Here is a 19,905-nt window from a genome sequence, read left to right on the forward strand (position 1 = left end):
GACTTCAAATTTCTTGGATCAGCGGAAACAATCCGCCTCCAACGCAATCGACAGGAAAAAACCCGGAATGCGCATCGACACAGGCCAGGTCTTCAAACTCGAAGACTATCGCCCCAGCGACTACCTCATTCCGGAAACGAACCTTGAATTCCGTCTCTCGCCACAGGCAACGATCGTCACCGCAACAGTGACGATCGAGCGTCGTGATGGCGTTTCGGTGTCGGCTCCGCTGGTGCTCGACGGCGATGGGCTGGTGCTCAAGCGCGTCGAGATCAACGGCAAGAAAGTGAAACCGGCGGACCTGCTGGCCAGCCCCGACCAACTCACCATTCTCAAGCCGCCGGCCGCGAGCCGTTTCCAGCTGCGCATCGAAACCGAGCTGGCACCGGCGAACAATGAAGCCTTGATGGGCCTCTATCGCTCAAGCAATGTCTATTGCACGCAGTGCGAGGCCGAGGGCTTCCGCCGCATCACCTATTTCCTCGATCGCCCCGATATCCTGTCCGTCTACACGGTGCGGATCGAGGCCTTGCGCGCCGAGGCGCCGCTGCTTCTGTCCAACGGAAATCCGGTCGGCAAGGGCGACCTCGGCGATGGCCGGCACTATGCCGTCTGGCACGATCCCTTCCCCAAGCCGTCCTATCTGTTCGCGCTGGTGGCCGGCAATCTCGGCCAGGTCGCCGACAGTTTCGTCACGATGTCGGGCCGCACGGTCGAGCTCGGCATCTATGTCGAGCCCGGCAAGGAGAAGCTCGCCGGCTACGCCATGGATGCGCTGAAGCGATCGATGCAATGGGACGAGGAGGCGTTCGGCCGGGAATACGACCTCGACGTCTTCAACATCGTCGCCGTATCCGACTTCAACATGGGCGCGATGGAGAACAAGGGCCTCAACATCTTCAACGACAAATACGTGCTGGCCGACCAGGAGACCGCGACGGATGCCGATTTCGCCAATATCGAGGCGATCATCGCGCATGAATATTTCCACAATTGGACAGGCAACAGAATCACTTGCCGCGACTGGTTCCAGCTTTGCCTGAAGGAAGGGCTGACGGTCTTCCGCGATCACGAATTCTCCGCCGACCAGCGCTCGCGCGCGGTCAAGCGCATCGCCGAGGTGCGCACGCTGCGCGCTCACCAGTTCCCCGAGGACCAGGGTCCGTTGGCGCATCCGGTGCGGCCGCGCCGCTACCGCGAGATCAACAATTTCTACACGGCGACAGTTTACGAGAAGGGCTCCGAAGTGGTGCGCATGATCCGCACCATTCTCGGCCCGGATGTCTTTCGTGCCGGCATGGACCTCTATTTCGAGCGGCATGACGGTGAAGCGGCGACGATCGAGGATTTCATCAAGGTGTTCGAGGATGCATCCGGCCGCGACCTGTCGCAGTTCGCGCTCTGGTATCATCAGGCCGGCACGCCCAATCTGACGGTCAGTTCGACGCACAATCCGGCTTTGCAGGAATTCACGCTCGAGATCGAACAGTCGGTGCCGCCGACACCCTCCGAAAGCCGCAAGCGGCTGATGCACATCCCGCTCGCCTTCGGCCTGATCGGCGCCGGCGGCAAGCCGGTGTCGTACAGCGGCGTCGAGGGAGCCAGTGTCGACGATGGCGTCATCCATGTCCGCAAGCGCCGGCACATGGTGCGTTTCTCTGGCGTGGCGGAACGCCCGGCGGTGTCGCTCAACCGCGGCTTCTCGGCACCGGTGACGCTGTCGGTCGAGCAGAAGGCTGACGACCAGTTCTTCCTTGCCCGCCATGACAGCGACGCCTTCTCGCGCTGGCAGGCATTCAACACGCTGCTCACCGATACGCTGATTTCAGCCTTCCGCGAGATCCTCGGCGGCAAGCAACCGGTCTTCGCGAAACGGCTGACCGAGCTCGCTGGCAGCATTGCCGCCGACGAGACGCTGGAGCCGGCCTACCGGGCGCTGGCACTGGCGCTGCCCGGCGATGCCGACATCGCCCGCGACATCGGCAGGAACATCGATCCCGACGCCATCCACACGGCCCGGCAGGCTCTTGCGCTCGCCATCGGCACCGCCAATGGCGCGGCGTTTTCCGGCCTCTACGACAGCCTTGCAGACATGACCGCGTTCAGCCCCGACGCAGCGAGCGCTGGACGACGCGCCCTGCGCAACACTTTGCTGGATTATCTCTCGCTGCTGCCTGGCGGCGCGGCATTGGCCGCCGGGCATTTCCAGTCGGCGACCAACATGACCGACCGCGCGGCAGCCCTTGGCGTGCTCGCCCATCGACACCACGGTTCGCCGGAGGCAAAAAAGGCGCTGGCGGCATTCGAAACGAGGTATTCGTCCGACCCGCTGATCATGGACAAATGGTTCCAGATCCAGGCAAGCGTGCCGGGGCCGCAGGCGGTGGACACGGTCCGGGCGCTAACCGCTCATCCGGCCTTCTCGATGGGCAATCCAAACCGGGTGCGCTCGCTGATCGGCACATTCTCCAGCGCCAACCAGACCGGCTTCCATCGACCCGACGGCGAAGGCTATCGGTTTTTCGCGCAGACGGTGCTCGAGGTCGAAAAGCGCAACCCGCAAGTGGCGGCAAGGCTGGCAACGGCGCTCAGGTCCTGGCGTTCGCTCGAACAAGGCCGGCAAGCCAAGGCCCGGGAGGCGCTGCTTTCGATCGCCAATGCCGAAAACCTGTCGGCGGACTTAAGGGACATTGTCGAGCGTACACTGGCTTAGGAGGGCTCTGCTTCCTATCGAAAGGCTTCCGTGCCCAGAGTCTGTCAAACCGACTGATGAGGCTGTGCCTTAGCGGTCAACTCGATTCCAAGGGCCTTCATCACAGCGATCGTCGTTTTCAGGGTCGGATTGCCGTTCTCACTGAACGAACGGTAAAGCTGTTCACGCGAAAGCCCTGTCTGGCTTGCTATTTGGGCCATGCCCTTGGCGCGGGCAACGACACCCAGAGCATGCGCGATATAGCCGGAATCTTCGGAAGCAAACGCCTCCGCCATGAATGCCGCAATCGCTTCATCAGAGGTCAGGCCTTCAGCCGGATCAAAGCTTGTCAGTTTTTCAGCCATTTCATTCGCTCTATTCTTGTGCCAGACGTTTCGCGGTCTTGATATCCTTTTTCTGGGTGTGGCGTTCCAGAAGGGCTTGGTCGAGCCGCTTCGGCATTATTTTAGTCGATTTTTAATCTTTTTTCGCCGGAGCACTGGACAAGGCGAATCACCTTTGATTCTTTAATGGCGATTCGGAAGTGCGGCGTTGCCGGATCGTCAAGCCTGCAGAGTCGGGCATACTGAAATCGGGGAGTGCCATTTATGGCGAAGGCGGACGCGTGGGGCGCGCCCGGAGGGATGGCTTTTGCGCGTCGCGAGACGCGAAGCGATGGCCTTGCCGGGAATACGCGGCTCATCGCCGAACCAGCCTACAAGCGGCTTCTGGCTGCCGAACCGTTGCTGCGTCGGTCGATACCGGCCCTCATCGTCATCTTCCTGATCGTCATCGCGGCGCTGCGCGTGCTGTCGCTGATGAACGAACGCGACGATGTGGAGCGCGACGCCAAGGCGATCCTCACACTGGCGGCCGGCCAACTGGCCAGTTCGCTCGCCACCGTCACCGATACGCCGCCAGGCGCCATCCAGGACCTGCTGGAGACCACCAGCCGCCAGGGCGCGATGGGCCGCAGCCATGTGCTCGTCATCACCGACGGCGCCTTCAAGATCACCGCGGTAACGCCACGCTCGACGCCCTGGCAGGGCCACTCGCTCGACGGCCTCGTCGAGGGCGGCCAGCCTCTGTTCATGTTCGGCGACCGCGCCGGGGTCATGGAGGTCAGCATCGGCGGGCAAGACTGGTACGCGGCAGTAAGCGTGGCCAAGGACGGGAAAGGAGCCGCAGCGGCGCTGGTGCCGCAGGAAGCCGTCTTCGACACCTGGCGCAAGACCGTCNGTGCTGACCGCCGGCGTGCTGATCATCATCCTCTATGCCTATTTCGGGCAGGCGGCGCGCGCCCAGGCAGCCGACCGCATCTACCTCGAAGCGCATCAGCGCATCGACATGGCGCTGGTTCGCGGCCGCTGCGGCCTGTGGGACTGGGACATGGTGCGCGGCAAGATGTACTGGTCGCGTTCGATGTACGACATGCTCGGCTACGAGCCTTGCGAGACGATGCTGTCCTTCGGCGAGGTCGACGAGATCATTCATCCCGAGGACGGAGACCTGTTCGAGCTCGCCAACAGAATTGTCGCGCGCGAAATCGACCACATCGACCAGGTGTTCCGGATGCGGCATGCCGACGGCCAATGGGTGTGGATGCGCGCCCGCGCACAAGTCATGGATCCGGAGGCGCCGGAGATCCAGCTGATCGGCATCGCCGTCGACGTCACCGAGCAGCGCCATCTGGCGCTGCGTTCGGAGGCGGCCGATCTTCGCCTGAGGACCGCAATCGAGAACATCAATGAGTCCTTCGTGCTGTGGGATTCCGCGCAGCGCCTGATCATGTGCAACTCCAAATACCAGCAGGACAACGGGCTCTCGGATCGCGACGTGATGCCAGGTGTGACGCGGGTGTCGCTGGAAGAGCGGATGCTGGCCTTTGCTTCAGAGCGCCGGCTCGCCAACACCAATGGTCCGCAAGGCGGCGCCACTTTCGAGCGGCAGCTGTCCGACGGCCGCTGGCTGCAGGTCAACGAGCTGAAGACCAGGGATGGCGGCATCGTCTCTGTCGGCTCGGACATCACCCAGATCAAGCTGCACCAGGAGAAGCTGGTCGACAGCGAGCGCCGGCTGATGGCGACGATCCATGATTTGAGCCTCGCCCGCCGGGCCGAAGAGGAACGGTCGCGCGAACTGGTCGACCTCAACCGCAAATACATGAAGGAAACCGAGCGCGCCGAGGCGGCGAACCGGGCCAAATCCGAGTTCCTGGCCAACATGTCGCACGAACTGCGCACGCCGCTGAACGCCATCATCGGCTTCTCCGAACTGATGGAACAAGGACTGTTCGGCCCGCTGGGTTCGTCGCGCTATGAGGAATATGCCACCGACATCAACAGCAGCGGCAAATACCTGCTCGGCGTCATCAACGACATTCTCGACATGTCCAAGATCGAGGCCGGCCAGTTCTCGCTGGACCAGGAGCAGATCGACCTTGGCCCGCTGATCAGCGAGACGGTGCGCGTCGTCTCGCTGCAAGCCGCGCAAAAGGCGATAACCGTGGAAACGCGCATCGCCGACGCGCTGACACTGTTCGCCGATCGCCGGGCGATCAAGCAGATCGTCATCAACCTCCTGTCCAATGCGGTGAAATTCACCGGCCAGGGCGGTCACATATCGGTCAGGGCCCGCAACACATCGGGCGCGCTGGTGCTGACGATCGAGGACAATGGCTGCGGCATCCCGAAGGAGGCGCTCGGCAAGCTCGGGCGGCCCTTCGAACAGGTGCAGAACCAGTTCTCCAAGAACCATGCCGGATCCGGCCTCGGCCTCGCTATCTCGCGTTCGCTGGCCGAGCTCCAGGGCGGCGCGCTGAAAATCCGTTCGACCGAAGGTGTCGGCACGATCGTGTCGGTGCGCATACCGGTGAAGAAGGCGCCTGCGGTGGTCAAGGTCGCCGCCTGAGAACCAGGCCAGCTATGGTCGCCCGGCACGAAGCAAAAGGCCAAAGTCCCGCCTGACCTTCTGCGACGTCTCCTTGAGATGTGCTTCCAGCACGCTGAAATCCGGCAGATCGGTGACCGCCAGAAGCATATCCGAAAGCCCCGGCGGAACGTCGTCGCGCTCAAAGGCTCCGGTGAGGCACAGCCGCGTCATCTGGGTCAGCGCCAGATAGAGGCCATAGGCTTCGCAAAGCTCCTGCCTCACCCCGGAATCGGCAAAGCGAGGGGCCAGGCGGGACAGTATCTCGGCCGTACCAGTCACACGCGACCCGGTCTCGACCTGGCCAGTGATCACGGCCACCTGGGCGATGAATTCGAGATCGATCAGTCCTCCGGGAACAAGCTTGATGTCCCACAGGTCGCGCGGCGGCTTTTCCTTCTCGATCATGGCCCGCATGTCCGAGGCCTCGGCCCTCACCTTTGCCGCATCGCGCGGCTGGCCCAGCACCGCCGCGACTTCCGCCTCGACCTCGGCGCAGAGCCCGATATCGCCGGCGATGGCACGGGCCCGTGCCAGTGCCATGTGCTCCCAGGTCCAGGCCTCCTGGCGCTGGTATTTCTTGAAGGCGTCGATATGGGTGGCCACCGGCCCCTTGTTGCCGGACGGGCGCAAGCGCAGGTCGAGTTCGTAGAGCACGCCTTCCGCCGTCGGCGCCGATACGGCCGAAATCAGCCGCTGCGTCATGCGGGTGTAGTAATGCGAAGGCGCCAGCGGCTTTTCCCCGTCGGAATCCTCGGCGTCCGCATCGTGGTCGTAGAGCAGGATGAGGTCGACATCCGACCCGGCCGTCAATTCGCGGCTGCCAAGCTTGCCCATGCCGAGCAACGCTACCACGCCGCCGGCAATCATGCCGTGACGCCCTGCGAATTCGGCCATCACCGCCCGTAGCGCGGCCTCGATGGTGAGGTCGGCCAGGTCGGAAAAGGCGCGGCCGGCGCGAGCCGGATCGATCGAACCGGCGAGCAGGCGCACACCGATCAGGAATTTCTGCTCCGAGGCGAAGATGCGCAAGCGGTCGAGCACGTCCTCGTAGGCCCTGTCGCCTTCGATAAAGGCCGACAGCCGGCCTGAGAGATAGGCACGGTCCGGCAATTCGCTGAGAAGGGCTGGATCAAGCAGGCCGTCGAAGACATGGGGCCGGCGCGTGATGATAGCGGCCAGCCGGGGTGCGGCGCCCATGATCGTGGCCATCAGCTTGAGCAGCGCCGGGTTCGACTGCAACAGGGAGAACAGCTGGATGCCGGCCGGCAGTCCGGCAAGGAATTCATCGAAACGGATCAAGGCTTCGTCCGCCCGCCGTGTCTGGCCGAACGCCTTGAGCAGGGCCGGCGTCAACTCCGTCAGGCGCTCGCGCGCCTCCGCCGACTGGGTGACGCGATAGCGGCCGAAATGCCAGCCACGAATGACACGGCAAATGTCGCTCGGCCGCTGGAAGCCGAGACCATGCAAGGTCTGCAATGTGTCTGGGTCGTCGACGTCGCCGGTGAAGACCAGATTGCCGATGCCCGCCGAAAGCTCGGGTGCCGTTTCAAACAGCGCCGCATAGTGGCGCTCGACCTGTTGCAGCGAGGCACGAAACGCCCCGGCGAAGATTGCCGCATCGGCAAAGCCCAGCATGCGGGCAATGCGCTCCAGCCCCTCATCGTCTTCCGGCAATGTGTGCGTCTGCTCATCGGCCACCATCTGGATGGCGTGTTCGACACGGCGCAGGAACCAATACTGGCGGGCAAGCGCGTCGCGCGCTTCGGTGGTGATCCAGCCGCGCGCCGCGAGTTGGCCGAGCATCGGTACGGTCTCGCGGCCGCGCAGTTCCGGGAAGCGGCCGCCGGCGATGAGCTGCTGTGTCTGGACGAAGAACTCGATCTCGCGGATGCCGCCGCGGCCGAGCTTGACGTTGTGGCCCTTCACGGCGATCTCGCCATATCCCTTATGGGCGTGGATCTGGCGCTTGATGGAATGGACATCGGCAATCGCGGCGTAGTCCATGTATTTGCGCCAGATATAGGGCTGGAGCTCCTTGAGGAAGGCGGCGCCCGCGGCCAGATCGCCGGCCACCGGACGCGCCTTGATCATGGCGGCACGCTCCCAGTTCTGGCCGCGCGCTTCGTAGTAGCGCAGCGCGGCTTCGACCGGGATCGCCAGCGGCGTCGAACCGGGATCGGGGCGCAATCTCAGATCGGTTCGGAAGACATAACCGTGCTCGGTGCGGTCCTGCAAGATGCGCACCAGCCGGCGCGTCAGGCGCGAAAACAGCTCGGTGGCGTCGAGGGGATCGACGACGGCAGGGACTTCCGGATCGAAGAACACGACGAGGTCGATGTCGGAAGAGAAATTCAACTCGTGCGCGCCGAGCTTGCCCATGCCGAGCAGGATCCAGCCCGACTGCCGCGACGGGTTGTCGAGGTCCGGCAGCCTGAGCTTGCCCTGGCCATGGGCGTCACGCAGCAGGAAGTCGACCGCCGCACGGGTGCAGGCATCGGCAAGGTCGCTCAGCCGCCGCACCGTCAGCGACGTTTCGGCCTCGCCGGCGAGATCGGCGAGCGCGATCAGGAAATGCGCCTCGGCCTTGCACTGGCGCAACTCCATCATCAGGCCGGATTCCGAGATCGCCTCCGCTAGTGGCTCCTTGTCGATCGCAGCGGTGATCGCTTTCAGACGAGCCTCCACCGGCTGGTCGAAAAGACTGTCCAGGATCCGGGGCCGGCGCCGCGCCGTATCGCGCAGGAATGGCGAGAGGTCGAAGACGGCGGCCAGGAAATCCTGACCCCTCCCCTTGCCGGCCAGGAACTTGGCCAGCCGTGTCAGGCCTTCCTCGCGTGCCGCTGCCGCGATCTCGGCCAGTTCCTGCCGCGCCCGGCTTGCGTCAAGGGGAACAAGCGCGACCTCGGGCCTCAGCAGCCAGTCGGTCTTGCTGCGCTTGGCAACGGCCGCCATCAGTGATCCTCGCGTGTGGGGAAACTCATGACCACGGATAGTCCCGGATTGCCGGGCAACAGGTCAAGCCGACCGTAGTGGAAAGTCATGACGGCCTTGGCGAGGCTGAGGCCAAGGCCGGAACCCGGTTGTGAACGGCTCTTCTCCAGCCGCACGAAACGTTCGGTCGCCCGGGCACGATCGGCATCGTCCGGGATGCCCTGGCCGTTGTCGGCGACGGTGAGCCTGATCTCGCCATTCGTGCGCGCGAGCGTCACACGGACCGCCGGTTTGGACGTGGAATCCGTCGAATACTTGATCGCATTGTCGACGATGTTGGACAGCGCCTGGCCGATGAGCTCGCGGTTGCCGTCGACGATAAAAGCGCCGTTGACCTTGGCTTCCAGCGAGACCCCAGCCTCTTCCGCCACCGGCTCGTAGAGTTCGACCACGTCGCGCACGGTTGCCGCCAGATCGACGCGAGCAGTATGCTCAGACGAATACCCGGCCTCCAGCCGCGAGATCATCAGTATGGCGTTGAACGTCTTTATCAGTTGGTCGGACTCGGCAATGGTGCCTTCGAGAGCCTGGCGGTAATCGGATGTCGTGTGCTTGCCGGAAAGTATCGCCTCGGCCCGGTTGCGCAGTCGGGTCAGCGGCGTCTTCAAATCATGCGCGATGTTGTCGGAAACCTGCTTCAGGCCTTCGTTGAGCGTTGCGATCCTGGCCAGCATGGCGTTGAGGTTTTCCGAAAGCCGGTCGAACTCGTCTCCGGCGCCGGTCACCGGCAGCCGGCCGGAAAGATCACCGCCCATGATGCGACGGCTCGCTTCCGAAACGCCGTCGATGCGCTTCAGTGCCGCGCGGCCGACAAAGAACCAGATCAGGATGCCGCCCAGGCCCATCATGCCGAGCGCCAGCGTCAGGGCACGGCGGATGACGGCGCGAAAGCGCTCCGGCTCGCCAAGATCGCGGCCGACCAGCATGATCATCTGGTTCGGCAGCCGCAGCACCAGCGCAATGGCGTTGTGACCCTTCTCGCCCTCGGCCTGCGCTGCGTTTTCGCCAGTTGAAGGAGATGTTGTCTGGTCGGACGTTCCGCTGCGCAGGCGATCAAGCTCGCCTTCTCCGAAACGCTTGTAGGAGAACGGCTCGGTCGTCCAACCCTCGGCCTCGATCACGCCCGGCTCCAGGCTCTGCACATTGCCGGTCAGGATCTGGCCGTTGGCATCGGCGATCAGGTAGAGGTTGGCGCCAGGCTGGCGCGAGCGCGCCTCGACCACACGGACCAGCACCGGCAGACCACCACGCTGATAGGCACGGGCGAGACCGAGCACTTCGTCGTTGATGGTCTCCTGCGTCTGCGCGGTCAGCATGCGTGCCGACAGCGAGGTCATGTAGAAGACGAGCGACACGGCGCAGATCGCGAACAAAAGAAGGTAGAGCGCCGAAAGCCGCGCTGCCGTCGTCTTCATGATGGCTGGCACGGATAAGGCCATGCCGCCGCCTAGATCAGCATGACGTTTGGTAGAGCCCTCATGCTGATCCAGCTCTTTGTTGGAGCATGATCTCTAGACAAACGGAAACCGTTCGTCCGAGAAAACCGGTACCCACTTTTCGGGATCATACTCTAGCCGCTCTTCAGCATGTAGCCTGCGCCGCGAACCGTATGCAGGATGGGCTTGTCGAAGCCCTTCTCGATCTTGCCGCGCAGCCGCGAGACGTGGACGTCGATGACATTGGTCTGCGGATCGAAATGATAATCCCAGACGTTTTCGAGCAGCATGGTGCGCGTCACCACCTGGCCGGCATGGCGCATCAGATATTCGAGCAGCCGGAATTCGCGCGGCTGCAGCGTGATCTCGCGCGCCGCCCGGCGGACCGAATGCGACAGCCTGTCGAGCTCGAGGTCGCCCACCCGGTAGACGGTTTCGGCCTCCTTGGCGCTGGCCCGGCGATTCAACACCTCGACGCGGGCCAGAAGTTCGGAGAATGCATAGGGCTTGGTCAGATAATCGTCGCCGCCGGCGCGCAGACCGGTGACCCGGTCGTCGACCTCACCCAGCGCCGACAGGATCAGCACCGGCGTGGTGTTGCCCCTTGAGCGAAGGCCGGCAATCACCGACAGGCCGTCACGGCGCGGCATCATCCGGTCGATCACCATCACGTCATAGTCGCCGGCATCTGCAAGCGCGAAGCCGGTCTCGCCGTCACCAGCGACATGCGCGGTATGACCAGCCTCGTTGAAGGCTTTCTGCAGATAATCCGCAGCCTCGCGATCATCTTCTATGACGAGAATCTTCATAGGCTCGTTATACGCGATTTCGCTGGAAGGTTGAGTAGCAGGCATCTGCATTCTAGCCTTTGCCAAAGCGCATCGCGATCAAGATGATACCGAGCGTGCGCAATTAAATCTTGTTCTCTGGTGTCTTCATCGTGACATGCCTGTTTTAGCGCATGTCGCTATCCGCAATCGCGGCATCTCCTCGCACGTGGCCGGAGGGAGCGCTTCTGGACAGCCTATAAGATGTGCGGCAGCGGGCGATGGGAGGCCCGCTGCCGCCGGAGGAGAGCACGATGACTGACTAACGTACCCGGCTCCATGCTTTCCCATGCGGCGGTTCGGGGGTGTTTGATACCGCCGCATCGGAAAAGTCGTTTCAGCCCTTGGCGACCGGCAAGGCGACGAAGCGGTTGTTGTCGTCATGCGTGATCTGCATCAGCACGGCCTTACGTCCGGACTTCACCGCTTCGGTCATCGCCTTGGTGACGTCCTCGGTGCCGTTGACTTCGGTCGAGTTGACCGCGGTGATGACGTCGCCCGGCTGGATGCCGCGATCGGCGGCATCGCTGTCGGGATCGACGTCGGTCACCACGAGACCCTTGCCGTTTTCGGACTTGGTGACGGTGAGGCCGAGATCGGCAAGCGTATCGGGCTTTGCCGGAGCGGCAGGCTGCTGTTGCTGGTCGTTCGAGGCCTGCTTGTCGCTGGCGGGCAGCTTGCCGAGATCGACCTTGACCGTCTGGCTCTTGCCGTCACGCCAGACGGTGACGTCGACCGGCTTGCCCGGCGAATAGGCGCCGATCAGGCGGGCAAGCTCTTTCGGCGAAGCGACGTCCTTGCCATCGACCTGGGTGATCACATCGCCAGCGGTGATGCCGGCCTTCTTGCCGGGGCCATCGTCCTGGGCGCTGGACACCAACGCGCCATTGTTGGACTTCAGGCCGAGCGATTCGGCGATGTCCGAGGTGACCGGCTGGATTTCGACACCGAGCCAGCCGCGCTGCACGGCACCGTTCTTCATCAGGTCGCCAACAACCTGCCTGGCGGTCGAGGCCGGGATGTCGAAGGCGATGCCGACGCTGCCGCCCGACGGCGAGAAGATCGCCGTGTTGATGCCGACCACCTGGCCGTTGAGATTGAAGGTCGGGCCACCCGAGTTGCCGCGGTTGACCGAGGCATCGATCTGAAGGAAATCGTCATAGGGGCCAGCGCCGATGTCACGGCCGCGCGCCGACACGATGCCGGCGGTGACCGTGCCACCGAGACCGAACGGATTGCCGACAGCCACGACCCAGTCACCGACACGAACCTTCGAATCGTCGGCGAAATCGACATAGGTGAACTTGCCGCCACCGTCGACCTTGAGCACGGCGAGATCGGTGCGCGGATCGGTGCCGACCAGCTTGGCGTCGAGCTCCTTGCCGTCATTGGTCACAACGGTGAAGGCGGTGCCCTCTTCAACGACGTGGTTGTTGGTGACGAGGTAGCCGTCCTCGGAAATGAAGAAGCCGGAGCCCTGCGCCACCGGACGCGGCTGGCCGTTGTTGCGGTCGCGGTGACCGAAGCGGCGGTGACCTTCGTCGTTTTGACCGCCCTGGTCGCCAAAGCCTCGGAATTCCTTGAAGAAGCGGCGCAGCTGCGGATTGTTGGGAAGATTGTCGAGACCGTCCTGATCGTCGGAGCCGTCATCGGCGGTCGGCTGGATCTTGGCCTTGACCTTGACGCTGACCACGGCTGGGGAAACGCGCTCGACGACGTCGGCGAAGCTTGGAACCTGCGGCGCCTCGACGCGCACCGCGTCGGCCAGGACGGGGCTGGTTCCGCTGGTCAGCGCGCCTACGCCGATCGCACCGGCAACCGCAACGGATGCGACGGCAGCCAGGAGACGCTTGCGGGTGCGGGAATATGAATTGGGGGCAATATTCATGGGTCTCTGATCCTCTTTTCGAAGGGACGCGCCTTGATAGGCATCCTCAGGAAAGGAGAATTAGAATGGCGCACATTACAACGCCATTTCCGACGCATGAAACTTTGGTAATGTTGGCGGTCGACCCTGTCTGTCGGAAGACCTCACCCTTCACGCCATTTCGCAGTCAGTCCCGGCGCAGGATCGCGTCCAGCGCCGCCTGTTCATCGGCGGAGAGGGATTTCGTCGCCAGTTGCCGGCGGGAACGGGCGTTGAAGGCGATAAAGATGCCGCCTGCCAGAAGCAGAATGAGGGGCGTGCCCCAAAGCAGCGCGTTGCGCAGGTCAAAGCGCGGCTTCAAAAGCACGAACTCGCCGTAGCGCGAAACCACATAGTACATCACCTGCTGGTCGGTATCGCCGGCGACGAGGCGCTGGCGCACCAGGATGCGCAGGTCGCGGGCCAGATCGGCATCGGATTCGTCGATAGACTGGTTCTGGCAGACCATGCAGCGCAGGCCTTCCGACAGCGCCCGGGCTCGCGCCTCCAGCGCCGGATCGGCCAGCATCTCGTCAGGCTTCACCGCTTGCGCCGCGCCGGCGAAGAGCAGCGCCAGAAGCAGGACAATCGACGTCAGCGAAAACCTTGCCTTCATGGCAGACCCGTTGGCGCGACCGCCGGCTTGCGGCGGCGCGAGGGCGCGCCGACCCGCAAGCGCCTGTCCATCAGCGACATGGCCGCGCCCGCCATCATCATCAGGCCACCGCCCCAGATCAGCGTCACCAGCGGCTTCCACCACAAGCGCACCACGACGGAGCCATCCTTGCCTTCGTCACCGAGCGAAATGTAGAGCTGGGAAAGACCAAGGGTCTTGATGCCGGATTCCGTCGTCGTCGTCTGCCGCACCGGAAAGAAGCGCTTGGCCGAGCTGATTTCGCCGATGGGACTGCCGCTGACACCGATCAGCTCGAAGCGGCCGCGATCCTCGCTGTAGTTGGGGCCCTGGGCCGGATAGAGCCCGACGAAACGCAGCGTGTTGCCGGACAATTCCACCGTCTCGCCGGCATGCATCGACAGGATTTTCTCGGTACCGAAGCAAAGCGTGCCGACTATGCCCAGCGTGGTCAGGCCAAGGCCGAGATGGGCGAAAGCCGTGCCGAAGACCGAGCGCGGCAAGCCAAGCAGGCGCCGGACCATGTTCCCCGTCGTGACATTGCCGAACCCCGCCTTGACGGCGATGTCGGTGAGCGCACCAAGGATCAGCCAGACGGCAAGACCAACCCCAATGGCCGCCAATACCGAAGCGCCGTCGATGAACAGGGCGGTGACCAGTGCCGTCAGGAGGGCACCCGCGAATGCCACCATCAGGCGCTGCGCGACCGCGAAGACATCGCCGCGTTTCCAGGCCAGCAGCGGCCCAAAGGGAACCATCACCAGCAGGGGCACCATCAGTGGTGCGAAGGTCAGGTTGAAGAATGGCGCTCCGACCGAAATCTTGTCCGAGGAAAGGGCCTCGACCACCAGCGGATAAAGCGTGCCAACGAGCACGGTGGCGGTCGCCGTCGTCAGGAACAGATTGTTGAGGACGAGCGCGCCTTCGCGCGAAATCGGATGGAACAGGCCGCCGGCTGTCAGCTTCGAGGCGCGCAACGCAAACAGCGACAGCGAGCCGCCGATGAACAGCGTCAATATGCACAGGATGAAAATGCCGCGTGTCGGATCGGTGGCGAAGGCATGGACGGAGGTCAGGACGCCCGAGCGCACCAGGAAGGTGCCGAGCAGCGACAGCGAGAAGGTGAGGATGGCAAGCAGCAGTGTCCAGATCTTCAAGGCCGAGCGCTTTTCCATGACGATGGCCGAATGCAGCAGCGCGGTGCCTGCCAGCCACGGCATGAAGGAGGCGTTCTCGACCGGATCCCAGAACCAGAAGCCACCCCAGCCGAGTTCGTAATAGGCCCAGTACGAGCCCATGGCGATGCCGCCGGTCAGGAACATCCAGGCGACCAGCGTCCATGGCCGCACCCAGCGCGCCCAGGAGGCATCGATGCGGCCTTCGATGAGGGCCGCGACCGAGAAGGAGAAGCAGATCGAGAAGCCGACATAACCGAGATAGAGCAGCGGCGGGTGAATGGCGAGGCCGAGATCCTGCAAGACCGGGTTGAGATCGCGGCCCTCGATTGGCGCCGGATTGAGCCGGATGAACGGATTGGACGTCGCCAGGATGAACAGGAAGAAGGTAGCGCCGATGGCGCCCTGCACGGCCAGAACATTAGCCCGCAGCGTTGCCGGCAGGTTGGAGCCGAAAGCGGCGACAAGCGCGCCGAAAAAGGTCAGGATCAGCACCCAGAGCAGCATCGAGCCTTCGTGGTTGCCCCAGGTCCCGGTGATCTTGTAGATCAGCGGCTGCAACGAATGCGAGTTTTCCCAGACACTCGCCACCGAGAAGTCGGAATTCGCATAAGCGCTGGCCAGCGCGACGAAAGAGAGCGCCGTCAGCGCAAAACCGGTCACCGCGACCGGGCCGCCGACAGCCATCAGGCGCTGGTTGTTCAGGCGCGCGCCAAACAGCGGCACGATCGTCTGCACCAGCGAAAGCGCGAACGCCAGGACCAGGGCGAAATGTCCGGTTTCAACCATGACTGTACCTGTAATTCACCGTTGCTCTCCTGCCAGAGCTATTCACTCTTGCTCTCCTGCCAGACGCCCTTGGCCTTCAGGCCATCGGCCACTTCCTTGGGCATGTAGCGCTCGTCGTGCTTGGCCAGCACGCTGTCGGCGACAAAGACGCCGTCCGGGCCGAAGGTGCCCTCGGTGATGACGCCCTGTTCTTCGCGGAAAAGGTCCGGCAGGATGCCAGTGTAAGTGACCTTGACCGATTTATGTGTATCGGTGACCGAAAAGGCGACGGTCGCGCCCTGCCCGCGCTCGATGGTGCCCTTCTCGACCAGCCCTCCCAGCCTGATGCGCTGTCCGGGCTGGACGCTGGCTGTGGCGAGATCGGCCGGCATGTAGAAATAGGACGCCTTCTGGCCGAGCGCGTAGAAGGTCAGTCCGGTGGCGGCGCCCAGGAAAGCCAGTCCGCCCACGATGACCGACAATCGTTTCTGCTTGCGCGTCATGCTCTACTCCGTCGCCGCCAGGCCGAGCGAGGCGGCAAAGGTGGTGAATTTCTTCGCTTCGTCACTGTCGGCCCCAAAAACGGCAATGGCGCGATGAAGAGCATCGCGCGCCTCATCGGCCTTGCCCAGCACGACGTAGGAACGAACGAGCCGCATCCATCCTTCCGCGTCACGCGGATTTTGCCGCAGTTTGTCGTCGAGACCCGCGACCATGGTGTTGATCATGGCTTCGCGGTCCTGCGGCGACATGGAGGACGCGGCGTCGACATCGGCGGCATCGGGACCTTTCGCGGCCGCGCTTGAAGCGACTTCAGGGTTGCCGGATTTGGCCAATGCTTGCTCGACGGCGCCGCGCCACGGTGAATCCGGCGGCAGCGTGCCGAGCATCGCCTGCCAGGAGGCAACCGCTTCCTTGGTTCGCCCCTCCTGCGCCCAGGCCACCGTCAGATAGAAACTGGCCTTCGCATTGGCCGGATCAAGTTTCAGCGCCGCCTCGAAAGCATCCTGGGCATCGGCCGAAACAATGCCGCCTGCCGCACCGGCGATCGCTTCGCCAAGGCCGGCCTGGCGGACAGCACTGTCGCCGTCGAGGCGAATGGCGTTGCGGTAGGCGGCGGCCGCGTCGGAAAAGCGCTGCATGCGCAGATAGACCGGGGCCAGCACATCCCACCCCCGGCCGTCGGAAGGATTGGCGGCAAGGTGAGCCTCCGCCCGCGCGACCAACTCGTCGACCGAGCTGTCGGCCGGGTTCTTGGCCAAACGCTCGCTGAGTGGCTGTGACGGCAGGTCGGGCGAACCGAGCTGGCTGTAAAGACCCCAGCTGACCAACGGCACCGCCAGCACCGCGACGGTCGCGACAAGTCTTGACGTGGCCGACGCCGGCCTGGCCGATGCCTTGCCGGCTGGATCCGCATTGTCGAGGCGCAGGATGCGGCGGGCGATCTCGGCGCGCGCCTCGGCCGCTTCCGCCGGCTGGATCAGGCCCCGCGCGGCGTCGCGGTCAAGCTCGGACAGTTGATCGCGATAGACTTCCAGATCGTGGTCGCCGCTCGACGCGCCGCCTTTCGGGCCGGCAGCCAACGGCAACAGCACCGCCAGGCTCGCGCCCAGCGTCAGGATTGCGGCTATGACCCAGAACAGCATGGCTCTTCCAATAAAGGCAGAGACTTGCCCTGCCAACATGTCCATCCTGCGACGCTTTGACGGCAGACGCGCCTGACGTCCTTGATCGACGTCAAGCGACCAGCTCCCAACCGGATATCAGGTCAGCGGCGTCCAGCTGCCGTCGGTGTTGCGGCAAGCGGTTCCGCGGGCGGTGACGCCGGCTCCGCCGGTGAACACCGTCTGCGTGTACTGGCGGCAGTCCTGTGAACCGACGCGATAGGGCTGGGCCGGCACCACCTCACCATAGCGCGAGGCCTGGTCGCCTTTCCACGTCACCTTCTGGCCGCTTGTCGTATATTCGAGCGCCTTGTATTCGGCCTCGAGCGCACTGCGCTTCTCCGTTGCGCTGAGGCTGCTGCCGATCGAACCGCCAATCAGGCCACCGCCCATCGCGGATATGATCGAGGTGGTGACCTTGCCGCCCGAAGGAGGCGTCGAGGTCGGCGTCGGCGCGACGGTGGGGCCCTTGCCGCTCAAGGTGGTGCAGCCGGACACGGCCAGCAATGCGGAAACAAGCGCGACGCGAATCTTCATGCCAACAACCGGTTTTCTTGAGTTGGAGCCTGCCATGGATGCGCCTGGGGCCGCGTCATCGGAGAAGTGAGCGTCGCCATAGTATTGATATTTGTCGGAAATTTGGCCATTGCCGGCCGCTCCGGGACCAATCGATATGCCGCCATAACATGTGCCGTCCATCGGTGTCGATTGGCCCTGGGAAACGTCACTGAAGGCTCCGCAACCGCACCACCGCCTTCAATCCACCCATGCCGGACCGTTCGAGCGCGAGAACGCCTCCATACTCGTTGACGAGGTCGGCGACAATGGCAAGCCCCAGACCTGTGCCCGGTTTTGTCTCGTCCAGGCGTCTTCCGCGCTTCAGCGCGTCGCGCGCTCTGTCCTCGGGAATGCCGGGGCCGTCGTCGTCGATGCTGATCTCGAACAGATGGTCATCCTTGCCGACCAAGGGGACGACCGAGACCGACACCGCGCTCCTTGCCCATTTCATCGCATTTTCAAGAAGATTGCCGAGCAGTTCCTCGAGATCCTCGCGCTCGCCGGCAAAAACGATCTCGGATGCCGGCAGCGTCAGCGACAGGCTTGTCTGCGGATTGAGCTTCTGCAAGACCCGCACCATGCGCTGCACCAGCGGCGCCACCGGCGTGCGGTAGACGACGCTGTCGCGCTGCGCCGCGACGCGGGCGCGCTGCAGGTAATGATCGACCTGCTTCTGCATGGAGGCGGCCTGTTCGGCGATCAACTGCCCCTTGGCGCCGCCAAGCGCGCGGCCCTCGTTGAGCAGCACCGCGAGCGGCGTCTTCAGCGAATGGGCGAGATTGCCGACCTGGGTTCGCGACCGCTCGACGATGCGTTTGTTGTTTTCGATCAATGCGTTGGTTTCGTTGGCTAACGGTTCGATCTCGGCTGGAAAGCGGCCGTCGAGCCGCTGCGCGGTGCCCTCGCGCACCATGGCGAGCGCGTTCCTGACCCGGCGCAGCGGCTGCAGACCGAGCAGGATGGCGATAGCGTTGATGGCGATCATGCCGATGCCGAACAGGCCGAGATAGGTCAGCAGGCGGCGCTGGAAGGTTCCGATTTCCTGTTCGAGTTCGCTCTGGTTGCCCATGACACGGAAACGCGCGGCACGGTTCTTGGCGTCGAGGACGAATTCGCTCTCGAACACTTCGAGTTGCTCGCCGTCGATACCCTCGGCCGAATAGCTGCGCTGGAAGCTGGCATTGAAAGGCACTTCGGCGACGCTTGGCGACGGGATGGCCCTGGTCATCGAAGAAGAATGGAGATCGCCATGCACGCCTTCCGAGGCCGGTTCCACCGACCAGTACCAGCCCGAATTGGGCTCGGAGAAGCGGAGGTCGCCGAGATCGGGGGCGCCGGTGAGCGCTCCGGTATCGGAAATGCCGATGGAGCCGATCAGATTGAACAGATGCGCCGAAAGCAGGCTGTCGAAACCGCGTTCGCTGGCCTGGCGGTACAGCGTGGTGATCAGGGTGAAGATGACGACCAGGGTCAGGATCGCCCAGACCGTGGAGAAGGCGATGACGCGGAACGTCAGCGAGCGCGGCCACAAACGCAGCGAAAGCGGCGTCCTTGCGATTGGTTTGAGCGGTTCCGAGTTACGCCTCCGGCTCACGCATGCGGTAGCCCATGCCGCGCACGGTTTCGATCATGTCGATGCCCACTTTCTTGCGCAGCCGCCCGACAAAGACCTCGATGGTGTTGGAATCGCGGTCGAAATCCTGGTCGTAGAGATGCTCGACCAGTTCGGTCCGCGAGACCACATCGCCCATATGGTGCATCAGGTAAGCGAGCAGGCGGAATTCGTGCGAGGTCAGCTTCAGCGGCACACCGTCGACATCGGCCTTCGACGCCTTGGTGTCGAGACGCAGCGGCCCGCAGGTGAGTTCGGACGAAGCATGGCCGGCGGCCCGGCGGATAAGCGCCCTGACCCTGGCCAGCACTTCTTCGATATGGAACGGCTTGGTGACATAGTCGTCGGCGCCGGCATCGATGCCGGAAACCTTGTCGCTCCAGCGGTCGCGCGCCGTCAGGATCAGCACGGGCATCTTGCGGCCGCCGCGGCGCCAGCGCTCGACCACGCTGATGCCGTCCATCTGCGGCAGGCCGATGTCGAGCACGACGGCGTCGTAAGGCTCGGTGTCGCCGAGGAAATGGCCTTCCTCGCCATCGAAGGCACGGTCGACGACATAGCCGGCATCGACCAGCGCGTCGGCTATCTGGCGGTTGAGATCCTTGTCATCCTCGACGACGAGTACGCGCATGCGGAGATCGATACCTGTTGAAATCGAAGGTTGGGGTCGGATTGAAGATTGGGGTCAGATATAGGCCGATTCCGACGGCG

Annotated in this window: 13 protein-coding genes and 1 pseudogene; 2 read left to right on the top strand and 12 right to left on the bottom strand. The window is 63.7% G+C overall.

Annotated elements, in window-relative coordinates; genetic code table 11:
• Window positions 1-67: 67 nt before the first annotated feature.
• A complete protein-coding gene (gene pepN, locus X741_RS153045) occupies window positions 68-2,713 on the top strand; it encodes an aminopeptidase N (RefSeq protein WP_023777904.1) in 2,646 nt (881 codons plus the stop codon).
• A gap of 44 nt (window positions 2,714-2,757) precedes the next feature.
• Here the strand turns inward: pepN and X741_RS153040 are convergent, their stop codons facing one another.
• Window positions 2,758-3,057: an addiction module antidote protein gene (locus X741_RS153040; RefSeq protein ID WP_023777905.1), complete on the bottom strand. Its 300-nt coding sequence runs from the start codon at window positions 3,055-3,057 to the stop codon at window positions 2,758-2,760.
• Window positions 3,058-3,300: 243 nt separating this feature from the next.
• Here X741_RS153040 and X741_RS01000000166525 point away from each other — a divergent pair.
• A pseudogene (locus X741_RS01000000166525) lies at window positions 3,301-5,602 on the top strand (ATP-binding protein).
• Window positions 5,603-5,614: 12 nt separating this feature from the next.
• On the opposite strand, the gene X741_RS153035 reads toward X741_RS01000000166525, so the two are convergent.
• The 11 genes from X741_RS153035 to X741_RS152985 all read right to left on the bottom strand — a co-directional run bounded on the left by X741_RS153035 (window position 5,615) and on the right by X741_RS152985 (window position 19,825).
• Entirely contained in the window at window positions 5,615-8,575 is a 2,961-nt protein-coding gene (locus tag X741_RS153035) for a bifunctional [glutamine synthetase] adenylyltransferase/[glutamine synthetase]-adenylyl-L-tyrosine phosphorylase (protein WP_023777906.1), read from the bottom strand.
• Entirely contained in the window at window positions 8,575-10,053 is a 1,479-nt protein-coding gene (locus X741_RS153030; RefSeq protein WP_023777907.1) for a HAMP domain-containing sensor histidine kinase, read from the bottom strand. The genes X741_RS153035 and X741_RS153030 overlap by 1 nt, the downstream gene beginning before the upstream one ends.
• A gap of 131 nt (window positions 10,054-10,184) precedes the next feature.
• Window positions 10,185-10,859 carry a response regulator transcription factor gene (locus X741_RS153025; protein WP_023764356.1) on the bottom strand — a complete coding sequence of 225 codons (675 nt, stop codon included), beginning with the start codon at window positions 10,857-10,859 and terminating at the stop codon, window positions 10,185-10,187.
• 355 nt (window positions 10,860-11,214) lie between these two features.
• Window positions 11,215-12,765 carry a Do family serine endopeptidase gene (locus X741_RS153020; RefSeq protein WP_023764357.1) on the bottom strand — a complete coding sequence of 517 codons (1,551 nt, stop codon included), beginning with the start codon at window positions 12,763-12,765 and terminating at the stop codon, window positions 11,215-11,217.
• Window positions 12,766-12,931: 166 nt separating this feature from the next.
• Window positions 12,932-13,399, bottom strand: a complete 468-nt coding sequence (locus X741_RS153015) for a cytochrome c-type biogenesis protein (protein ID WP_023777908.1) — start codon at window positions 13,397-13,399, stop codon at window positions 12,932-12,934.
• The gene (locus tag X741_RS153010) at window positions 13,396-15,381 is read right to left on the bottom strand and encodes a heme lyase CcmF/NrfE family subunit (RefSeq protein WP_023777909.1); all 1,986 of its coding nucleotides are present in this window, start codon (window positions 15,379-15,381) and stop codon (window positions 13,396-13,398) included. The genes X741_RS153015 and X741_RS153010 overlap by 4 nt, the downstream gene beginning before the upstream one ends.
• Before the next feature lie 38 nt (window positions 15,382-15,419).
• Window positions 15,420-15,863, bottom strand: a complete 444-nt coding sequence (ccmE, locus tag X741_RS153005; protein WP_013896429.1) for a cytochrome c maturation protein CcmE — start codon at window positions 15,861-15,863, stop codon at window positions 15,420-15,422.
• A 3-nt stretch (window positions 15,864-15,866) separates the two neighbouring features.
• The gene (ccmI, locus tag X741_RS153000; RefSeq protein ID WP_023777910.1) at window positions 15,867-17,006 is read right to left on the bottom strand and encodes a c-type cytochrome biogenesis protein CcmI; all 1,140 of its coding nucleotides are present in this window, start codon (window positions 17,004-17,006) and stop codon (window positions 15,867-15,869) included.
• A gap of 117 nt (window positions 17,007-17,123) precedes the next feature.
• Complete coding sequence (locus X741_RS152995; RefSeq protein WP_023777911.1) at window positions 17,124-17,561, bottom strand: hypothetical protein; 438 nt, start codon at window positions 17,559-17,561, stop codon at window positions 17,124-17,126.
• Window positions 17,562-17,748: 187 nt separating this feature from the next.
• Window positions 17,749-19,176, bottom strand: a complete 1,428-nt coding sequence (locus tag X741_RS152990) for an ATP-binding protein (protein ID WP_023764361.1) — start codon at window positions 19,174-19,176, stop codon at window positions 17,749-17,751.
• Complete coding sequence (locus tag X741_RS152985; RefSeq protein ID WP_023777912.1) at window positions 19,160-19,825, bottom strand: response regulator transcription factor; 666 nt, start codon at window positions 19,823-19,825, stop codon at window positions 19,160-19,162. Before X741_RS152985 ends, X741_RS152990 begins: the two co-directional genes overlap by 17 nt.
• Window positions 19,826-19,905: the final 80 nt, after the last annotated feature.

Origin of the sequence: Mesorhizobium sp. LNHC221B00 (assembly GCF_000502935.1) — a bacterium.
In the GTDB taxonomy this organism is placed as follows: Bacteria; Pseudomonadota; Alphaproteobacteria; order Rhizobiales; family Rhizobiaceae; genus Mesorhizobium; species Mesorhizobium opportunistum.

What these genes read in the sequence shown, in the direction of transcription:
- X741_RS153020 (WP_023764357.1), bottom strand. Translation starts at nt 12,765, where the DNA reads ATGAATATTGCCCCCAATTCATATTCCCGCACCCGCAAGCGTCTCCTG.
- pepN (WP_023777904.1), top strand. Translation starts at nt 68, where the DNA reads ATGCGCATCGACACAGGCCAGGTCTTCAAACTCGAAGACTATCGCCCC.
- X741_RS153040 (WP_023777905.1), bottom strand. Translation starts at nt 3,057, where the DNA reads ATGGCTGAAAAACTGACAAGCTTTGATCCGGCTGAAGGCCTGACCTCT.
- X741_RS152995 (WP_023777911.1), bottom strand. Translation starts at nt 17,561, where the DNA reads ATGAAGATTCGCGTCGCGCTTGTTTCCGCATTGCTGGCCGTGTCCGGC.
- X741_RS153010 (WP_023777909.1), bottom strand. Translation starts at nt 15,381, where the DNA reads ATGGTTGAAACCGGACATTTCGCCCTGGTCCTGGCGTTCGCGCTTTCG.
- X741_RS153030 (WP_023777907.1), bottom strand. Translation starts at nt 10,053, where the DNA reads ATGGCCTTATCCGTGCCAGCCATCATGAAGACGACGGCAGCGCGGCTT.
- ccmI (WP_023777910.1), bottom strand. Translation starts at nt 17,006, where the DNA reads ATGCTGTTCTGGGTCATAGCCGCAATCCTGACGCTGGGCGCGAGCCTG.
- X741_RS153025 (WP_023764356.1), bottom strand. Translation starts at nt 10,859, where the DNA reads ATGAAGATTCTCGTCATAGAAGATGATCGCGAGGCTGCGGATTATCTG.
- X741_RS152985 (WP_023777912.1), bottom strand. Translation starts at nt 19,825, where the DNA reads ATGCGCGTACTCGTCGTCGAGGATGACAAGGATCTCAACCGCCAGATA.
- X741_RS153015 (WP_023777908.1), bottom strand. Translation starts at nt 13,399, where the DNA reads ATGAAGGCAAGGTTTTCGCTGACGTCGATTGTCCTGCTTCTGGCGCTG.
- ccmE (WP_013896429.1), bottom strand. Translation starts at nt 15,863, where the DNA reads ATGACGCGCAAGCAGAAACGATTGTCGGTCATCGTGGGCGGACTGGCT.
- X741_RS153035 (WP_023777906.1), bottom strand. Translation starts at nt 8,575, where the DNA reads ATGGCGGCCGTTGCCAAGCGCAGCAAGACCGACTGGCTGCTGAGGCCC.